This is a genomic window from Pseudomonas sp. SG20052, assembly GCF_031766055.1.
GTDB classification, from domain to species: domain Bacteria; phylum Pseudomonadota; class Gammaproteobacteria; order Pseudomonadales; family Pseudomonadaceae; genus Aquipseudomonas; species Aquipseudomonas mandelii.
On record NZ_CP134498.1, the window covers coordinates 3,709,278 to 3,728,771 of the forward strand.

Sequence of the window (19,494 nt, forward strand, 5' to 3'; positions counted from 1 at the left end):
TTGAATCTGCAAGCGTTGACCGAACGGGCCGCCAATGGCGAAGTACGAGAGTTAGAGCTGCTGTCTCTGGAAGGCGGTTTTTATCTGGCGCGAGTCGGGCTGGATCACGGCCAATTCACGCTGCTGGACGATACAGCGAAGCCTATGCACCTTCGCTCCATCAATCACCTGCGTGAGTTGTTGCAGTTTGTCCCGCCATTCCCCTGCGTGCTTGTGCAGCAGTGCGTCCATGACGAGATGTGCGGCTCACGTGAAGGGCGCATTGAGCCGTTACGCATTCCTTTCTCGCTGACTGCGCCTTGGTGAGTCACCTTCCGTTGGACTCTGTCGAATGAATAAGACTCACCGGCTATGCCTGGTTTTGGGCGACCAGTTGTCTTTTGACCTGGCCTCATTGAAGGGGCTGGACAGCGAGCGTGATACGGTTTTACTGGTCGAAGTGATGGAGGAAGCCAGTCATGTGCCCCATCACCCGCAAAAAATCGCACTGATCTTCAGTGCCATGCGCCACTTTGCTGAGGCATTGCAGCAGCGTGGCATTCGCGTGCAATACGTCACGCTCGATGATCCGCAAAATAGCGGCTCGGTGCCGGGCGAGTTACGGCGCTGGCAGTCGCTGCTGCAGCCGGATGAGTTGCACCTGACAGAATGCGGTGACTGGCGCCTGGAGCAGTCGCTCAAAGATTGCGGCTTGGCGATTCAGTGGCATACCGATACCCGTTTTTACTGCACCCGATTCGAATTTGCATCCTGGGCCGAAGGCAAAAAGCAGCTGCGCATGGAGTTCTTCTACCGCGAGATGCGACGCAAGAGTGGCTTGTTGCTCAACGGCGATGGCAGCCCGGTCGGCGGCGCCTGGAACTTTGATGCCGAAAATCGCAAGGCACTGCCTAAAGGCGTTAGAGCCCCCTCACCCCTCCGTTTTTCGGCCGATGCCATCACTCAGGACGTGCTGGCGCTGGTTGCAAAAAACTTTTCCAGCCACTACGGCGCCCTCGACACCTTTGACTACCCGGTGACTCACGCCGAGGCCCAAGCGCTGTGGGACTACTTCCTTGACTGGGGTTTGGCAGCCTTCGGCGACTACCAGGATGCGATGGCCAGTGATGAACCCTTCCTGTTCCACGCGCGGATCAGCGCCGCGCTGAATATTGGCCTGTTGGATCTGCGTCAATTGTGCAGCGACGTCGAGGCTGCTTACTGGGCGCACAGCATTCCATTAAACGCTGCCGAAGGCTTTATCCGTCAACTCATTGGCTGGCGTGAATATGTACGCGGCGTCTACTGGCTGAAAATGCCCGACTACGCCGGCGGCAATCTGTTTGGCAACAGCAGGCCGCTTCCAGAGTTCTATTGGACAGGCGACACCAAGATGAACTGCATGGGCCAGGCGATCGGCCAAAGTTTGAAACATGCCTATGCCCACCATATCCAACGGTTGATGGTCACCGGCAACTTTGCGTTGCTGGCGGGCATCGCACCGAGCCAGATTTGCGACTGGTACCTGGCGATCTACATGGACGCATTCGACTGGGTCGAGCTACCCAATACATTGGGCATGGTCATGCATGCCGATGGTGGTTACCTGGGCTCCAAGCCTTACTGCGCCAGTGGCCAATATATAAAGCGTATGTCCGACTACTGCCGTAACTGCGCGTACAAAGTCAGTGAAAGCACGACGGACGACGCCTGCCCTTTCAATTCGCTTTACTGGCATTTTCTAATGCGTCACGGCGACCTTTTGCGCAGCAATCAGCGCATGGGCATGGTCTATAAAAACCTCGATCGTATGACTGAATCCAAGCAGCAAGCACTCTGGGATCGTGGCCAGAAACTGCTCGCCAAAATCGATGCGGGGGAGTCGTTTTGAAGAAGAGTGAACTACCGATCAAAACCTGTGCGGTCTGCGGATTGCTCTGCCCTACTAGAAAGATCTTCCAGTCCTAAAAACTTTCGTGCTGCTACGCCGATCTCTTCGACGGAGGATTCGCGATGCCAAATTCAGATCTGCTCCCTTCCCTGCGACTCAAGATCTATCAAAACCAGCTTGCCTTTGAGGCCGCCATCATGGAACTCACGCTTTGCGTCGAGCAGCGTGGATCGGTTCAAGGTAAGCAACGGACAAGCAAGTCCTCAAGCGAATAGCTAGTTTAAAGATGTATGGCAATTGGAGAGGGCCTGAAAGGCTCTCGTCTGGCCGAACATTTTTATCGCCATAACCAGAAAAAATATGGTCGGAATAGGCCTGGGCACCCTAGTCATACGATCTCTAATCATTAACCAAAGAAGCAAAAATCACCCCTCCAACGCAATACTAGAGCCTGCAACGCTCGAAACCCTCTTGCCCAGCCTACTCGAATACGATACAAACCAACCAAGTTGTACGACAACATTATAAAAATGCCCCCGCCACCTGAGTCGGCCTATCACTCTTCGAGACCTGCCATGCCCCGCCCTACGTATGCCCAAACCATACCGCCGCCCTTCCCCCGCCATCTCGCCGTGATCATACTTTTGTGCATGGGCTGCGCGTTCGCCGGTAACCATGTGGCGGCACGGGTCGCTTTTGACGATGGCGCGGGTGTGTTGTTGGCGATTTTGATGCGTTCTGGCGGGACCTTGCTGGTGCTCGCCATCCTGGTGTTGTGGCAAAAACAAAGTCTGCGTCCGCCGCCGGGTACCTGGCACTGGCAGTTGCTGTTGGGCCTTCTGATTACCGTGCAGAGCCTGTGTCTGTACTCCGCTGTAGCACGAATCCCAGTGGCGCTGGCGCTGCTGGTGGCCAACGTGTTTCCTATCTTGCTGGCGTTGCTCACCTGGGTAGTGGGTGGCCCGAGACCGACTGCACGCACCGCTACGTTGATGGGTTTGATTCTGGTTGGGCTGGTGTTTGTGTTGGATGTCCCCGGGCGTGTGTCGACCACGACCAACGTCAGCCAAGAATGGCTGCTGGGCGTCGCGTTCGCGTTCTGCGCCGCCAGCGTGTTCGCATGCGCGCTGTGGATTACTGACCACAAGTTGTCTCAGGTACGTGGTTCGGTGCGCAGTCTGTTGACCATTTTTATCGTATTCGGCAGCGTCAATCTTGCGGGGTTGGCTGGCGCCCTTCCAGGCGGACTAAATCTGCCCGCGACGTCAACCGGATGGTTGGCCCTTGCCACCTTGGTGGTGCTGTACGGCACGGGTTTTATCGTACTGTTTATTTTGGTGCCTCGGCTGGACATGCCACGCAATGCGCCGGTGATGAACATCGAGCCGCTGGCGACGTTGCTGATGGGCTGGATTGTGCTGGATCAGATGCTCAGTGCGGGGCAGGTTCTGGGTGGGGCGATTGTGGTCACCTGTATCGTTTTGCTGACGTATCGCACATCAGCTATCAAGGCTGACGCCAAAGCGCCACGGGCACAGTGCTAATACCAGGGATACTGCTTGGGGTTAAACAACGTAACCGCCGTCCTGCCCGAGAACTTAGGTAGTCATCCATTGTGAATTCATTGAACGAGCGCCCTTTGGAAGATCGGAGGTGTGGAATGAACCCAGTAACACCTGACGGTCGTTACTTTGTTGTCAAAGGGCAGCTGTGGCGATGTTCTAATCCATCGCTTAAGGAGGATGTGCGGCAGAGTCTCGTAGATGAGCTCATGGCAGCTCGACGTGAGGTGAAGAAAGCTAAGGCTTGGTCCGGGTTGTAGCCCGCCTCCAGCCAGACCTCCTGTGATTGCTTGTTGCGCTTCACAACACGTTCACTTGCCCCTGCCAAGTGCTGCCAGAACCTACGGCCGTCCGCACTGCCCGGGTAGTCAGGAAAATAGACGTCTGGGGCTTATGTACTCAAACCGACATCACTTGGCCGGTACCCTTCAAGACGTCAGTCAGACACAGCGGTTCGGCATTCAACCGGGGCGCGAAATACCATGCTGGCGCAGTTTGCGGTAGAGCGTATTACGGCTGATCCCCAGGCGGGCGGCGACATGAGCGATGTGCCAATGTTCCGCCTCAATCAACGTTAGCAGTGTCTGCCGTTCGGACACTCCAAGTGGGTTTTCGGCTAACACGGCTGGAACGGCCGGTAGCAACTCCGCCAAGTCCTCCAGAGTGACACGTCCCTCCATCGACAACGCTATCAGTGTGCGCAGACACGTACGCAGCTGCCGGACATTACCCGGCCAAGGATGCGTCAGCAAACGCTCTCTAACTCCGGCCTCGAGCCGAATCCTTGCATCTTTTGTCTCTTCGCGCAGTAGAAGGTCGAGCAAACGCCCCTTGTCTGAACGCTCACGTAACGGTGGGAGCTGCACGGAGAAACCGGCAATGCGATAAAACAAGTCTTCGCGAAAACGCCCTTCGACCACACAGGTGTGCAGATCCTGGTGGCTGGCACTGATAAGGCGAATATCGAGAGGACGTGCCGTCGCGCCGCCTAGGGGCACCACCTGACGTTCCTCCAGCACCCGCAGCAGGCGAGTCTGCAACGCCAGGGGCATATCGGCGATCTCATCGAGAAATAGAATGCCGCCATGGGCTTGCTCCAGCTTACCGATCATTCCGTCCTTGCGTGCGCCAGTAAAGCTGCCGCCGTGATAGCCGAACAGCTCGCTCTCGATCAGCGTTTCTGGAATGGCCGCGCAATTGATCGCTACAAACGGCTGGCTAACCCTGGAGCTGGCGCGATGCAGCGCAGCAGAAAAAGCTTCTTTGCCTGTACCGGTTTCACCTTGTAAAAACACGGGTACGTCACGCTCCAAAACACGCAATGCGCGAGCAAAGCCGCGTTGCAAGCGCGGATCTTCGAGACACACTTGCCCGTCGTCAATTTTGGGGATTGCAGGAGTGCCGGAAGGCACTCGGCGTAAGGGTTCTCGCAACTGTCCGTAGAGCTGGCGTCCGTCCAGCAGCCGCATTGGCCAGCAGACACTTGGCTGCGAGCTGGCCTGACTCATCACCTGATCGAGAGGTGTCTCCAACAGCATCGTCAGAGATTGCCCAACCACCTGCTCGCGGCTGAGGCCCAGCAGCTCGAGCGCCGCATGATTGACTGAACAGATACAAGCGCTCTCGTCGAAACTGAGCAACCCCTCCCCCAATAGCCCGACGTAGCCGGACTCCGGGTGGAAGCGCAGCAAGTATCGCTGCGGATCATGCCCCAGGAAATAACAGCTCTCGATCAAATGGGCTGTCAGGTTGGTCAATGCCATTGCTTTGAAGTGCTGCTGAAGACCTTGTTCTTCTCGCACAGAAGAGAGGTTAAGAACGGCGAGCAACTCTCCGCTCGCATCAAATATCGGGCTGGCCGAACAGGTTAAGCCGGCATGCTTGCCACGGAAATGTTGATCACGACGGATAGTGACATGCTGTCGCTCGACCAGGCAGGTGCCGACACCGTTGGTTCCCTCACAATCCTCGCTCCATACCGAACCGAGCCACAGTCCGGAACGCTGCAATTCGGCTCGTTCGGAGTCATTGAACACGCTGTCGATCGCCACACCGCGAGCGTCGGTGAGTAGCACCACGTGGCCATCACGTCCGAGCTGTTGGTGCAAGTTGCTCATCTGCCAGTGAGCCACAGCGATGATGTGTTCCAGTGGCGCGCGGTGATCCTGCAAGCGTGGATGCTCAACCACGTTAGGTGCGCGGCGACTGGCAGGATCGAGCTGATATTGATCCAGGCACCGACGCCAGGATCGTGTGATGGCCAAGTCAGCAATAGGGCCATGGGTGGCGTGAGTACCCTGCACGGCTTGCAGCACTTGTTGTGCATGGGCGTTGATCAAGGCCGGCTTCATTATTCTTGTTCTCCGTTACGGTTAGGACACGGGTCTGTTCGCAGCTTATATGAAAAGATCGCAACCAGCGCTTTTGCACCGAGTGACACTCTGTCATCCATCATTTTCAGAATCGTGACACATCTGCGAATCCAAGCCTGAGCAACACCGCAGCAGCCGCTCTGCAATGGGGCTTTCGCGAAGGTGGCCCGAGCCTTGCTCAGGGGCAAGTTGTACAAAAACAACAAGATCGGAGAAGCCCCATGAACATCGCTTTTGAAACACCTCTGCACACGCCAACTGCTCAACTCGCGGCTTGGGTCGAAAACCTCGGCGAGCGTCTCGCCCAACGTGATGTGGACGGCGTACTGGAACTGTTTGCCGAAGAGTGTCACTGGCGTGACCTGCTACTTTTCAGCTGGAACCTGGTGACACTCGAAGGCAAGCCTGCCATCCGAGACATGCTCGAAGCACGCCTCGACCAGACTCGTCCTGAGCGATGGAAACTGGAAGGTGAAGCGACGCTGAATGACGGTGTGCTCGAAGGTTGGATCAGCCTGGAAACCGAAGCGGCGCGAGGTAAAGGCTACGTTCGCCTAAAAGACGGTGTGTGCTGGACGCTGTTGACAGCCATGCGCGAGCTCAAAGGCTTTGAAGAACCCAGTGGCCGCCGTCGTCCAATGGGTGCAAGTCATGGTCACACCCACGCCGACAAACGCAACTGGTTAGAGCGTCGCCAAGATGAAGAAGCTTCGCTAGGCATTACCACCCAACCTTACTGCCTGATCGTTGGTGGCGGCCAAGGTGGGCTGGGGCTCGCTGCGCGGCTCAAGCGAATGGGCGTGCCAACTCTGATCGTCGACAAAGCCGAGCGTCCTGGAGATCAGTGGCGCGGTCGCTACAAGTCGCTGTGCCTGCACGACCCTGTCTGGTACGACCATATGCCTTACCTGCCCTTCCCCGATCACTGGCCAGTCTTCACCCCAAAAGACCAGATTGGAGACTGGCTGGAAATGTACACCAAAGTCATGGAGCTCAATTATTGGCCGCGTACCGAATGCGTGAGTGCCAACTTTGACGAGCAAAGTGGCACCTGGAAGGTTGAAGTGCAGCGCGATGGCGAGCGTGTGACTTTACAGCCTACACAGTTGATCCTCGCCACTGGCATGTCTGGCGTCCCCAACGTTCCTGTTTACCCGGGTGCTGAGATTTTCAATGGCCAGCAGCACCATTCCAGCCGCCACCCCGGCGGGGACGCCTGGCGCGGCAAGCGCGCGGTTGTCATCGGTGCCAACAACTCTGCTCACGATATCTGCGCCGACTTGGTGGAGAACGGTGTCGAGGTGACCATGGTGCAGCGCTCCAGCACCCACATCGTACGCTCCGACAGCTTGATGGAGCTGGTCTTCGGCGGGCTCTACTCTGAAGACGCCCTGGAGACAGGCTTGACCACCGACAAGGCTGACATGCTATTCGCCTCTATCCCCTACAAAGTGATGCCAAGCTTCCATCAACCCATCTTTGAAGCGATCAAGGAGCGTGACAAGGACTTCTACGAGGGTTTGACCAAGGCCGGCTTCATGCTGGATTTCGGTGACGACGAATCTGGCCTTTTTATGAAGTACGTCCGCCGTGGTTCTGGTTACTACATCGACGTCGGCGCCTGCGAACTCATCGCTAACGGCACGATCAAGCTCAAAAGCGCGCCAGGCCTGGGTGTCGAACGCATCGAAGCAGATGCCGTCGTCCTCAACGATGGCAGCCGCCTACCTGCAGATCTGATCGTCTACGCCACGGGCTATGGCTCAATGAATGGGTGGGCGGCGAAGCTGATTTCCCAGGAAGTCGCTGACAAGGTCGGCCGTTGCTGGGGACTGGGGTCTGGAACCACGAATGATCCTGGTCCTTATGAGGGCGAACTGCGCAACATGTGGAAGCCCACACAGCAGGAAAACCTCTGGTTCCACGGTGGCAACCTGCACCAGTCACGGCATTATTCGCTGTATCTGGCGTTGCAGTTAAAGGCGCGCTTCGAAGGCATCGACACATCCATCTACGGCCTTGCAAAGAGTCATCACACTGGCTGAGTCAGAAGGCGCCCAACCGAGGTTGGGCGCTCAATCGGCACGAAAACGCTGGCTGAGCGATCCTTGAAAATGCTCCAGCAGAAAATCCACGAACACTCGTGTTTTGGCCGGCAAAGCTTTTCGGGACGAGAAGTACACCGAAACGACACCTAGATCCACATACCAATCCGGTAACAAACAGTACAACCCATCCATATCCTTGAGGGTATAGTTTTTTCCGTAGAGTTTGGCGTTACGAACGGCGGTATCAGTCAAAGGCATGAATACATCTCCTCGTCTCGTTCGATTGAGGAGAGATGTACGGGTCCGGCGATGCGTCATCTATCTGGAAACGGCTATCAGCAAAGCCCGGATTTCAATGTACTCATTGATGTACTTAAAATTCGTGGCTGCAGGTAGATTTCGGTAGAATTCGCCGGAACGAAAAAAGAGGCCGAAGCCTCTATTTTCTAGATTTGCAGAGCTCAATGGAGCTCTGCAAAACAACATCTGGAGCGGGAAACGAGACTCGAACTCGCGACCCCGACCTTGGCAAGGTCGTGCTCTACCAACTGAGCTATTCCCGCGTCTTGGTGTGGCGCATTCTATAGAATCCAGAAGCCCCGTCAACCCTTTGATTCAAAAAAGTTTTATTTCTTTTCCACGTCGGTCTTCAGATGCGGCCAGGCAGCCCGCAGGTATTGGACCATGGACCACAATGTCAGGCCGGCAGATACCAGCAGCAAGGCATAACCGATCAAGACCCAGAAGGTAAAGTCCGATGGATTGGCCAGCAGGATCACCAGCGCCAGCATTTGCGCGGCGGTTTTCCATTTGCCCAGGTTCGACACGGCAACGTGAGCCCGTGCACCGAGTTCGGCCATCCACTCGCGAAGTGCCGAGACGACAATTTCGCGACCGATGATGACGGCCGCCGGCAGCGTGAGCCACAGGTTGCCGTGTTCTTGCACCAGCAACACCAGCGCAACGGCCACCATCAGCTTGTCAGCCACGGGGTCAAGGAACGCCCCAAATGGTGTGCTTTGCTCCAGACGACGGGCCAGATAACCGTCCAGCCAGTCTGTGGCGGCGGCAAATGCGAAGACCGAAGCGGAGGCCATGTAGCTCCATTGGTACGGCAGGTAGAACAGTAAAATGAAGATCGGGATGAGCAGGACGCGTAGAACGGTAATCAGATTAGGGATATTCATCGGCACAACTGGCTACGAGGTGAGGTGGCATTCTACTCGCTGTGCAGATTTGCATAAATCAACTCTGCGAGCTTTTTACTGATCCCGGGTGCTTTGGCGATCTCTTCGATGCTGGCACGAGACAGCTCCTGCAATCCACCAAAATGTTTTAACAAATCGCGGCGGCGTGTCGGTCCGACGCCTGCAACGCCCTCAAGTGTCGAGGTGCGCCGGGTTTTACCACGGCGGGCCCGGTGCCCGGTAATGGCGAAACGGTGGGCTTCATCGCGTATCTGTTGAATCAGATGCAGCGCGGGGGAATCACCGCGCAAGGTAAATTCGTGAGCTGCGTCGTTGAGGTACAGGGTTTCAAAACCGGCCTTGCGCGTCGCCCCCTTGGCCACGCCCAGCAGAATCAGGTCAGGCACCGCCAGCTCATTGAGCACGTCGCGGGCCATCGACAGCTGACCCTTGCCGCCGTCCACCAGCAGAATGTCCGGCAACTTGCCCTCCCCGTCCTTCAGTTTACTGAAGCGCCGCGTCAGGGCCTGGTGCATGGCCGCATAGTCGTCGCCCGGGGTGACGCCTTCGATGTTGTAACGACGATAGTCGGACTTGATCGGGCCTTCCGGACCGAACACCACGCACGACGCCACGGTGGCTTCGCCGCTGGAGTGGCTGATGTCGTAGCACTCCAGGCGCTGTGGCGGCTCGTCCAGGTTCAAGACTTCTGCCAGGGCATCGAAACGCGCGGCGACGTGTTGACGGTTGGCCAGCCTCGCGCCCAACGCCTGCTCCGCATTGGTGACCGCCAATTGTTGCCAGCGTGCTCGCGTACCCCGTACCCGATGGCTGATGGTCAACTCGCGACCGCGCAGCTCTTCGATGGCCACAATGAGGGTCGGAAAGTCTTCGTGAACCACGTTGACGATCAGTTCGCTCGGCAGGTCGCGCTCAGGACTGGTAATGAAGTACTGGCCGAGAAAGGCAGCCATGACCTCGGAAACGTCCTCGTCGATGCCGACCTGAGGGAAGAAGTTCTTGCTGCCCAACACCCGCCCACCGCGCACGCTGATCAGGTGAACACAGGCACCACCCGGATTGACGAACGCAGCGATCACATCGATATCGCCGGTTCCGCCTTCCATGCTTTGCTGATCCTGGACCCGACGCAGCAGCGAAATCTGGTCACGCAACTCGGCGGCGCGCTCGAACTCGAGGTTGATCGCCGCCTCTTCCATGCCCGCGGACAACTCGTCGGTCAGCGCATTGCTGCGGCCTTCAAGGAACATCACTGAGTGGCGAACGTCCTCGGCATACACTTCGGGCTCTACCAGCCCGACACACGGGGCCTTGCAGCGCTTGATCTGGTATTGCAGACAAGGGCGCGTGCGGTTCTTGTAATAGCTGTCTTCGCACTGGCGAACAAAAAACGTTTTTTGCAGCAAGCTCAAGCTTTCGCGAATCGCGCCCGCGCTGGGATACGGACCGAAATACTTGCCCTTGGCCTTTTTCGCACCGCGATGAATGCTCAGACGAGGAAACTGGCCATCCGAAAGAAAGACGTAAGGGTAGGATTTGTCATCGCGCAGCAGGATGTTATACGGCGGACGCCACTCCTTGATCAGCGTCTGCTCAAGCAGCAAGGCTTCCGTTTCGTTGGCCGTGATGGTGGTTTCGACCTGGGCGATACGGGCGACCAGCGCCGCCGTCTTGGGTGCGAGACCGGATTTGCGGAAGTAGCTCGACAGGCGATTTTTCAGGTTCTTGGCTTTGCCGACATACAGAAGGCGAGCATCGCTGTCGAACATGCGGTAGACGCCGGGGCGCCCACTGACGGTCGACAGAAAAGCGCCTGGATCAAAGACTTCGGTCATTTTCAGAGGCTGGCATCGACCATGCCGTGACGCACCGCCAACAGCGTCAGCTCGACATCACTGCTGATCGAGAGCTTCTCGAAAATGCGGTAACGGTAAGTGTTGACCGTTTTGGGCGACAGGCAGAGCTTGTCGGAAATGATCTGGACTTTCTGACAGCCGACAATCATCAATGCGATCTGGATCTCGCGTTCCGACAGCGCGTCGAAGGGCGAATCGTTGGTCGGCTGAAAGGATTTGATCGCCAGTTGCTGTGCAATCTGCGGGCTGATGTAGCGTTGCCCGGCAAACACCAGGCGAATGGCCTGGACCATTTCCGGCAACCCGGCGCCCTTGGTCAGATAACCGGCGGCACCGGCCTGCAGCAGCCGCGTAGGAAACGGATCTTCCTCGCACACGGTGACCGCGACGACTTTGATGTCCGGATGACTGCGCAATAATTTGCGCGTGGCTTCAAGACCGCCGATCCCGGGCATCTTGACGTCCATCAGCACCACATCGGGTTTCAACTCACGCGCTTTAAGCAGGGATTCCTCCCCCGACTCAGCCTGGCCGACTACTTGCAGGCCATCGATGTCAGCCAGCATTCGTGTAATGCCTGTACGAACGAGATCATGGTCATCGACTACTAGCACCCTAATCAAGCAGACACCTCGCGATATGGTCTTATTGGGTTGCCGGACACCTTAGCAAAAAGCGACTGGCAGACCTAGCGGCAAGCGCTATATAAAAAGTTTCAATACATCTTGAAAGGCTTGTCGCTAGCGTGTTTCAGCGGTACAGCTCATCGACATCACGCTGCATTCTCAGGAAACACTCGTCTTGGCCGGCTACCTTCAGTCCTTTTCTCTCGTACAGCGCTTTGGCCGGATTCGTTTCAAAAACTGTCAGGCGTAATGCTGGACGCCGTTCCTTGCACGCCATGGCCAATACCTGATCGATCGCCCAGGAACCGGCACCCTGCCCCTGAAACGCTTCCAGCACGTGCAATTCGCGGATATACAAAGCCCTGGAGTCGCGACTGAGGCTCACATAACCCAGCAAGACATCGTCCCGGACAATCAACCAGTTCTCGCGCCCGGCCCAGGCGACATCGAACGCCTCGTCCTGCCAGAGCAGGTCATTTTGAATGTAATAGCGGAGCATGTTGCGACAGGTCAGTTCGCGAGCGAAATCAAGGTCGCCGGATGTTGCCGGGCGCCAGTCAAAAGCCATTAAAACCTCCGCAGGTGCCAACGATCAGTGTCGTCATGGTTCGCCCTTGTGACATCACTCGTGAGTGACGCCCAAAGTGTGTCACAAACCTCGACCACTCAAGCGATAGAAAAGGTGATCGGTCATCGATAGCATTTTCTGATTGAAACCGCGCACCGGCCTCTAGTAAGCTCGGCGCATTCATCGGAGACAGACCATGTTCAACGCCCTCTTACAGCTTCGTACCGCCAGCGCCTCGCGCTCGGTTACGGCTGCCCGGGCGACTGACGTTTGTGCTCCGGTCAGCTTTTATTTTGGGTATTGGTTTAGCCACTGGCGCGCCTGATACCCACACGGCGCCCACTTTAAACGGGTCGCCACCAGAGAATTCTTAACCCCCGGTCGGCTTCCCGACCGGGGGTTTTGTTTTTTCAGCCCCTGATTTTTTTGCGACACACCAGACAACCAGAGGATTTACGAAATGAACTACGCCACTTATTACCGTTACGACAGTTTTTCCGCCTGGCGATTTAGCAGCCTCCGCTCGGGACAGCCTGCCGCCTCCGATCGGTCACCCACAGGTGGCAAGCACACACACGCAGCCAATCCGGCCAATTGTCGAACACCCCAGTAGGGCCGAGCGCGCGGGAACGAACCCGCCGCCAGCCCAGGAAGCCTGAATATGAACTCGTCCGTCTCTGCTCTGCCGCTGTCCACCTTGAGTCCCGCCAATGAAGCGCTGACCCTGCGTCTGCCCAGCTCGTTGCAACTCAAGCAGCAACTGCCCCTCAACAACGCCCTGACCCGGCAAGTCGCCGCCCACCGCGACGCGGTCCGCGCGATCCTCAACGGTGAAGATTCCCGTCTGCTGGTCATCGTCGGCCCTTGCTCGATTCACGATCCCCAGTCCGCCCTCGAATACGCCACCCACCTCGCTCGCCTCGCCGCCGAAGTCAGCGACCAGCTGTTGCTGGTAATGCGCGCCTACGTCGAAAAGCCCCGCACCACGGTCGGCTGGAAAGGCCTGGCCTACGACCCGCAGCTTGACGGCAGCGATGACATGGCCGGCGGCTTGACCCTGTCCCGTGAACTGATGCGCGAAATGCTGCGCCTCGGCTTGCCAATTGCCACCGAACTGTTGCAACCGATGGCGGCCGGCTACTTCGACGATCTGCTGAGCTGGGTCGCCATCGGTGCCCGCACCACTGAGTCGCAAATCCACCGGGAAATGGCCAGCGGCCTGAGCATGCCCGTCGGATTCAAGAACGGCACCGATGGCGGCGTGGCCGTTGCCAGCGATGCCATGCGTTCGGCCGCCCACCCGCATCGTCATTTCGGTGTCGACAGCCAGGGGCATCCTGCGATCATTCAAACCCCTGGCAATCCCGACACCCATCTGGTGTTGCGCGGCGGTCATCGCGGGCCGAACTACGATCGCGACAGCGTCGCCCAAGTGAACAGCGACTTGACCCGACTCAAGATCCCCGCACGGATCATGGTCGACTGCAGCCACGCCAACAGCGGCAAAGACCCGGCTCGTCAGCCCGCCGTATTCAACGATGTGCTTGAGCAACGCCTGCAAGGCGATCAATCGCTGATCGGCATGATGATCGAGAGCCATTTGTTCGAAGGCTGCCAGCCCTTGAGCCCATCGCTGCGCTACGGCGTATCAGTGACTGATGGCTGCCTCGGCTGGACCGGAACGGAACACCTGTTGCGACAGGCCGTCGACCGGCTGCGAGCACAGAACGGCGTTCAGCGACCGGCATAACCACCGCCGACCTTCCAGCCCTCGATTCGAGGGCTGGGCGTCTGAAAAGCGAATCGGTTGACAGGTAAACGGCGTTGACACAGTAGGCCGTTGCATTGATGCGCTCGGCGAACGACAAAAAGATGTCCAAATATTCCGAACGGGACCTCAGGCTCTTTCGAACTTTCCTACGTTTTCTATACCTTTTTCATCAACTTACAGCGGATTCCTCATACATCGCCGAGCCGCTGGTGTGCTTTAGAGTGAGCCCATATTCACATCTCTGAACCATCGCGAAAAAGGAATGAACATGCTACGGAATGCAACTACTCAGTATCCAATCCTGTTGACCCACGGCCTCTTCGGCTTTGATCGCATTGGCAAAGTCGAACTCTTCCATGACGTCAAGCAGGCCCTCAGAAGTGCCGGTGCAAGAGTGTTCATCCCCCACCTCTCGGCTACCCAAAGCAACGAAGTGCGCGGTGACCAACTGTTGGCACAGATCGAACGGGTGCTGGAAGGAACCGGCGCCCACCAGGTCAACCTGATCGGTCACAGTCAGGGTGCCCTCGCGGCACGTTACGCCGCCGCCATCGCGCCGGAGATCGTCGCGTCGGTGACTTCGGTCAGCGGCCCGAACCACGGCTCGGAACTGGCCGATTTCCTGCGCAAGGCCCTCACACCGGGACGCCTGCCGGAACACGTGGCGGCCACGGTTGCCACGTTGTTTGCTGACTTTCTGTCGTTGCTCAGCGGTCATCAGCATTTGCCGCAGAACGCCATCGCCGCGCTCAACGCCTTGACCACCGAAGGTGTGGGCGCGTTCAACGACAAATACCCGCAAGGACTGCCGAAAACCTGGGGCGGCAAGGGGCGCGAACTGGTGAACGGCGTGCGTTATTACTCCTGGAGCGGCACATTGCAGGGTGACCTTCTCGATAAAGGGTTGGGGGCGGTCAGTCCGCTGCACGGTTTCCTCCAGGCCTTCTCTCGCTACTTCACCACCGAGGCAGAGCAAAATGACGGCATGGTGGGCCGCTACAGCTCCCATTTAGGCAAAGTCATCCGCTCCGACTATCCGCTGGATCATCTGGACAGCCTCTGTCAAACCGCCGGCCCGCTGCGCAGGGGCATCGATCCGATTGCCTTGTATGTGCAGCATGCCGAGCGCCTGAGAAATGCCGGCCTATAATCTGTCCGGAACTTTGTCGAGAAATAGGCCACTGAATCCGGTAGGCTCCGCACTTTACTGAACATTGAAAGGAGAATTTTCCATGGCTAAAGCCACTGCCCGTCACATCCTGGTTAGCTCGGAAGACAAGTGCAACGAACTCAAGGCCCAGATCGAAGGCGGCGCTGATTTCGCCGAAGTTGCCAAAGCCAACTCCACTTGCCCATCCAGCCGCCAGGGCGGCGACCTCGGCTCGTTCGGTCCAGGACAGATGGTCAAGGAGTTCGACACCGTCGTCTTCAGCGCACCTATCAACGTGGTGCAAGGCCCGGTCAAGACCCAGTTCGGTTACCACCTGCTGGAAGTGACCAGCCGTCAGGACTGATCAGCACTCTGATATTCTGCACAGCGGCCCGCCTTTTGGCGGGCCGTTGTGTTTCGGATACGTAATACGGCTGGCGAGGGACGCGCCGCTAGCGTACAAATTGCGGTTATCGACCACCCGGCTCTAAGGCTGACAATGCGACTGGCTTTCCCCACTTTGTTGTTCACTGCCATGGCCCTGCTGTTGAGTGCCGTCGGTGTGAATGCTGCACCGCAACATGCGTTGACCGTGTACGGTGAACCGGCGAAGTACCCCGCCGGCTTCAGTCATTTCGCCTACGCCAACCCGCAAGCCCCCAAGGGCGGCACGATGCGTCGCTCGGCCATCGAGATCGGGCATTTCGACCATATATTGCCGTACATCGACAAAGGCATTGGCGTCACGCAGATCGACGGCTTGCTCTACTCGCCCCTGGCCCAGCGTTCGCTGGACGAACCCTATACCGTGTACGGTCTGGTGGCACAGAAAATGGAGCGCTCCGACGACGGTATGTCGCTGCGCTTCTATTTGAATCCGAAGGCGCGTTTCGCCGACGGCACACCGATCACCGCCCAGGACGTGCGCTACACCTTCGACCTGCTGATGACCCAGGGCAGCCTGCGCTATCGCACCCAGTTCGCCGACGTCAAAGGCGTCGAAGTCGAAGGGCCGCTAACGGTCCGGTTCGACTTCAAAAGCAACGAAAACCGTACCCTGCCCCTCGACATCGCCACGTTGCCGGTATTTCCCGAACACTGGTGGAAGACCCGTGACTTCGCCAATGGCGGTGGTTATGAGGCGCCATTGGGCAGCGGCCCTTATAAGGTGGGCAAGGTCGACTCCGGTCGCAGCATTACCTTCGAGCGCAATGCCACCTGGTGGGGCAAGGATTTGCCGGTCAGCCGCGGCCTCTACAACTTCGATCATTTCAGCATCGAGTACTTCGGCGATACCGACGTCGCACGCCAGGTCCTGCGTGGCGGCGCCTATGACTACAACCGCGAATTCTCCGCGACCGGTTACTCCATCGGCTACGAAAGCCCGGCCCTGAGCGACGGTCGCCTGCAAAAAGCACATCTGGCCACAGAAGCTCCGCAATCGGCCCAGGGTTTTGTCTTCAACCTGCAAAAACCGATATTCCAGGACCGCCGAGTGCGCCAGGCCCTGGCCATGCTCTGGGATTTCGAGTGGAGCAATCGGCAGATGATGCGCGACCTGTACATCCGCCAGCAAAGCTTCTTTTCCAACACCGACCTCGCCGCCCGCAAACTGCCGGACGCCGGCGAGCTGGCCATTCTCGAACCGCTGCGTGGGCAGATTCCCGACGAAGTCTTCACCCAGGTCTTCGAAGCGCCGAAAACCGATGGCAGCGGTCTGATTCGCGACAAACAATTGCAAGCGCTGGACTTGCTCGAGCAGGCCGGCTGGAAACCCGACGGCGACCAACTGGTCAACGCCGAGGGCACGCCGCTGAGTTTCACTTTTCTGGTCAGCCAAAACGGCATGGACCGATTGCTCCTGCCATACAAGCGCACCTTGAAACAGATCGGCATCGACCTGAACATCCGCCGCATCGACGCGTCCCAGTATGTGAATCGCCTGATGAGCCGCGATTACGACATGATCGTCACCGGCTACCCGGTCACCACTTCACCGGGTGGCGAGCTGTTCAACTACTTCGGCTCGGTCTCGGCCAACGACCCCGGCGCCAACAACTACATGGTGCTGAAGAACCCGGCGGTCGACACCCTGATCAACGGCCTGGTCCGCGCCAACACCCAGCCCGAAATGCTGCGTTACGCCCACGCACTGGACCGGGTGCTGCAATGGAACTACTACTGGATTCCCAACTATTACCCGCCGGGCACTTCAACGGTGTGGTGGAACCGGTTCGGCATGCCCAACGAGCAGGCCAGTAATGACGAAGCCATCGAAAGCTGGTGGGAAGTGAGCACCACGCCGCTGACCAACCAGCAGATGACGGCGGAAAAAATCCGCCGTGGCACACCCGGAGGGCCGCATTGATGTGGGCTTACATACTGCGGCGTCTGCTGCTGATCATCCCGACGCTGGTGATCATTCTTCTGGTCAACTTCGTCATCGTCCAGGCTGCACCGGGCGGTCCGGTGGAGCAGGCCATCGCGCACTTGCAAGGCATCGGTGGCGCCAGTGTCGGCGGCGGCTCCGGGGAGACCATGTCCGGCACCTCCCGGGCCAGTCGCGGTCTCGACCCGCAATTGATCAAGGACATCGAAAAGCAGTACGGCTTCGACAAACCCGCACACGAACGCCTGTGGCTGATGCTCACCAGCTACGCGCGCCTGGACTTTGGCAAGAGCTTCTTCCGCGGCGCCACCGTCACCGACCTGATCCTGGAAAAAATGCCGGTAACCATTTCCCTCGGGCTATGGGCGACGCTGATCACGTACCTGGTGTCGATCCCGCTGGGCATCCGCAAGGCCGTGCATCATGGCAGCCATTTCGACATCTGGAGCAGCACGGCAATCATCATCGGTTACGCGATGCCGGCGTTCCTGTTCGCGATGTTCCTGATCGTGGTCTTCGCCGGTGGCACCTCGCTGAACTGGTTCCCTGTGCGCGGACTGGTGTCGGACAACTTCGAATCGCTGTCGACCGTGGGCAAGATCGCCGACTATTTCTGGCACCTGGTGCTGCCGGTGACGGCGTTGGTGATCGGCGGTTTCGCCACGCTGACGATCCTCACCAAGAACTCGTTCCTCAATGAAATCACGCGCCAGTACGTGGTCACCGCACGGGCCAAAGGCTTGAGCGAACGACGCGTGCTGTACGGCCATGTGTTCCGCAATGCGATGTTGCTGGTGGTGTCGGGGATTCCCCAGGCGTTCATCAGCGTGTTCTTCGCCGGGTCGCTGCTGATCGAAGTGATTTTCTCCCTCGATGGCCTGGGGCGCATGAGCTATGAGGCTGCCGTGTCGCGGGACTATCCGGTGGTGTTCGGCTCGCTGTTTATCTTCACGCTGTTCGGGCTTTTGATAAAACTGATCGGCGACCTCTGCTACACCCTGGTCGACCCGCGTATCGACTTTGCCGCGAGGAACGCCTGATGTTCAAGCTCTCGCCGTTAGGCCGTCGCCGCTTTGAACGCTTCAAGAAAAACCGTCGGGGCTGGTGGTCGCTGTGGCTGTTCATTGGCCTGTTTCTGCTGACCTTGGGCGGTGAGTTGATCGCCAACGACAAACCGCTGGTGGTCAGTTATCAGGGCCAGTGGTACTTCCCGGTATTCAAGCGCCACACCGAGCAGGAGTTCGGCGGGCAACTGCCATTCCAGGCTGACTATCGCAGCGACTACGTGCAAAAGCTGATTCACAAGGACGGCGGCTGGATGCTGTTCCCGCCGATCCCGTTCAGCGATGACACGCCCAACTATGAACTCAATACACCGGCGCCGAGCCCGCCCTCCAGCGTCAACTGGCTGGGCACCGACGACCAGTCCCGGGACGTCATGGCCCGGGTGATTTTCGGCGCACGGGTGTCGATCCTGTTTGCGTTGATGCTGACCTTCGTCAGCGCCTTGATCGGCATCGCCGCCGGCGCTTTGCAAGGCTATTACGGCGGCTGGGTCGACCTGCTGGGTCAACGCTTGCTGGAGGTCTGGTCCGGTCTGCCAGTGCTGTACTTGCTGATCATTCTGTCGGGGTTCGTCGAACCGAATTTCTGGTGGCTGCTGGGGATCATGGCGCTGTTTTCCTGGCTGGCGCTGGTCGACGTGGTGCGCGCCGAGTTCCTGCGCGGGCGCAACCTGGAATACGTCAAAGCCGCCCGGGCGCTGGGCCTCACGGATCGAAAAGTGATTGTCCGGCATATCCTGCCCAACGCCATGAATGCGACCTTGAGCTACCTGCCGTTCATTCTCACCGGCGCCATCTCCACCCTCACGGCCCTGGATTTTCTCGGCTTCGGCATGCCGGCCGGCAGCGCATCGCTGGGCGAGCTGATCGGGCAAGGCAAGCAGAACCTGCAAGCGCCGTGGCTGGGGCTGACGGCGTTTTTCACCCTGGCGCTGATTCTTTCCTTATTGGTGTTTATCGGCGAGGCGTTGCGCGATGCCTTTGATCCCCGATCCTGACGCGGACTGTAG

At 58.1% G+C, this 19,494-nt stretch carries 16 protein-coding genes and 1 tRNA gene; 10 read left to right on the forward strand and 7 right to left on the reverse strand.

The features are described 5' to 3' along the window. The 3 genes from RHP74_RS17000 (at position 1) to RHP74_RS17010 (ending at position 3,414) form a co-directional block, all read left to right on the forward strand. Positions 1-306: a DUF6482 family protein gene (locus tag RHP74_RS17000; RefSeq protein WP_010460813.1), complete on the forward strand. Its 306-nt coding sequence runs from the start codon at positions 1-3 to the stop codon at positions 304-306. Between the two features lie 25 nt (positions 307-331). Next, entirely contained in the window at positions 332-1,870 is a 1,539-nt protein-coding gene (locus RHP74_RS17005; protein WP_311095923.1) for a cryptochrome/photolyase family protein, read from the forward strand. Between the two features lie 575 nt (positions 1,871-2,445). Then, positions 2,446-3,414 (forward strand): DMT family transporter, encoded by a 969-nt coding sequence (locus RHP74_RS17010; protein ID WP_311095924.1) that lies wholly within the window; start codon positions 2,446-2,448, stop codon positions 3,412-3,414. A gap of 479 nt (positions 3,415-3,893) precedes the next feature. On the opposite strand, the gene RHP74_RS17015 is transcribed toward RHP74_RS17010, so the two are convergent. After that, positions 3,894-5,783 (reverse strand): sigma-54-dependent Fis family transcriptional regulator, encoded by a 1,890-nt coding sequence (locus tag RHP74_RS17015; RefSeq protein WP_077747712.1) that lies wholly within the window; start codon positions 5,781-5,783, stop codon positions 3,894-3,896. A gap of 242 nt (positions 5,784-6,025) precedes the next feature. Here RHP74_RS17015 and RHP74_RS17020 point away from each other — a divergent pair, with 242 nt between their 5' ends. Then, the gene (locus RHP74_RS17020; RefSeq protein ID WP_311095925.1) at positions 6,026-7,849 is read left to right on the forward strand and encodes an NAD(P)/FAD-dependent oxidoreductase; all 1,824 of its coding nucleotides are present in this window, start codon (positions 6,026-6,028) and stop codon (positions 7,847-7,849) included. A 30-nt stretch (positions 7,850-7,879) separates the two neighbouring features. Here RHP74_RS17020 and RHP74_RS17025 read toward each other — a convergent pair whose 3' ends face one another. The 6 genes from RHP74_RS17025 to RHP74_RS17050 form a co-directional block, all read right to left on the reverse strand. Continuing rightward, complete coding sequence (locus tag RHP74_RS17025) at positions 7,880-8,110, reverse strand: hypothetical protein (RefSeq protein ID WP_077747710.1); 231 nt, start codon at positions 8,108-8,110, stop codon at positions 7,880-7,882. A gap of 229 nt (positions 8,111-8,339) precedes the next feature. Continuing rightward, positions 8,340-8,415 (reverse strand) — tRNA-Gly (locus RHP74_RS17030). A gap of 63 nt (positions 8,416-8,478) precedes the next feature. Continuing rightward, on the reverse strand, positions 8,479-9,039 hold the full coding sequence (gene pgsA, locus RHP74_RS17035) for a CDP-diacylglycerol--glycerol-3-phosphate 3-phosphatidyltransferase (RefSeq protein ID WP_010460829.1): 561 nt from the start codon (positions 9,037-9,039) through the stop codon (positions 8,479-8,481). Between the two features lie 32 nt (positions 9,040-9,071). After that, positions 9,072-10,895 carry an excinuclease ABC subunit UvrC gene (gene uvrC, locus RHP74_RS17040; protein WP_077747709.1) on the reverse strand — a complete coding sequence of 608 codons (1,824 nt, stop codon included), beginning with the start codon at positions 10,893-10,895 and terminating at the stop codon, positions 9,072-9,074. Between the two features lie 2 nt (positions 10,896-10,897). Further along, positions 10,898-11,539 (reverse strand): UvrY/SirA/GacA family response regulator transcription factor, encoded by a 642-nt coding sequence (gene uvrY, locus RHP74_RS17045; protein ID WP_008015884.1) that lies wholly within the window; start codon positions 11,537-11,539, stop codon positions 10,898-10,900. A gap of 127 nt (positions 11,540-11,666) precedes the next feature. Further along, a complete protein-coding gene (locus tag RHP74_RS17050) occupies positions 11,667-12,110 on the reverse strand; it encodes an N-acetyltransferase (protein ID WP_145310490.1) in 444 nt (147 codons plus the stop codon). Positions 12,111-12,771: 661 nt separating this feature from the next. On the opposite strand from RHP74_RS17050, the gene RHP74_RS17055 reads away from it, so the two are divergent. The 6 genes from RHP74_RS17055 to RHP74_RS17080 all read left to right on the forward strand — a co-directional run bounded on the left by RHP74_RS17055 (position 12,772) and on the right by RHP74_RS17080 (position 19,482). After that, positions 12,772-13,860, forward strand: coding sequence for a 3-deoxy-7-phosphoheptulonate synthase (locus tag RHP74_RS17055; protein ID WP_083376595.1), 1,089 nt, complete (start codon positions 12,772-12,774; stop codon positions 13,858-13,860). 289 nt (positions 13,861-14,149) lie between these two features. Continuing rightward, positions 14,150-15,031 (forward strand): triacylglycerol lipase, encoded by an 882-nt coding sequence (locus RHP74_RS17060; RefSeq protein ID WP_311095926.1) that lies wholly within the window; start codon positions 14,150-14,152, stop codon positions 15,029-15,031. Between the two features lie 82 nt (positions 15,032-15,113). Next, positions 15,114-15,395, forward strand: a complete 282-nt coding sequence (locus tag RHP74_RS17065) for a peptidylprolyl isomerase (protein ID WP_007912303.1) — start codon at positions 15,114-15,116, stop codon at positions 15,393-15,395. Between the two features lie 135 nt (positions 15,396-15,530). Continuing rightward, positions 15,531-17,399, forward strand: a complete 1,869-nt coding sequence (locus RHP74_RS17070; RefSeq protein WP_221106129.1) for an extracellular solute-binding protein — start codon at positions 15,531-15,533, stop codon at positions 17,397-17,399. Then, on the forward strand, positions 17,399-18,460 hold the full coding sequence (locus RHP74_RS17075) for a microcin C ABC transporter permease YejB (RefSeq protein ID WP_010460849.1): 1,062 nt from the start codon (positions 17,399-17,401) through the stop codon (positions 18,458-18,460). Before RHP74_RS17070 ends, RHP74_RS17075 begins: the two co-directional genes overlap by 1 nt. After that, positions 18,460-19,482 carry an ABC transporter permease gene (locus RHP74_RS17080; RefSeq protein WP_010460851.1) on the forward strand — a complete coding sequence of 341 codons (1,023 nt, stop codon included), beginning with the start codon at positions 18,460-18,462 and terminating at the stop codon, positions 19,480-19,482. The genes RHP74_RS17075 and RHP74_RS17080 overlap by 1 nt, the downstream gene beginning before the upstream one ends. Positions 19,483-19,494: the final 12 nt, after the last annotated feature.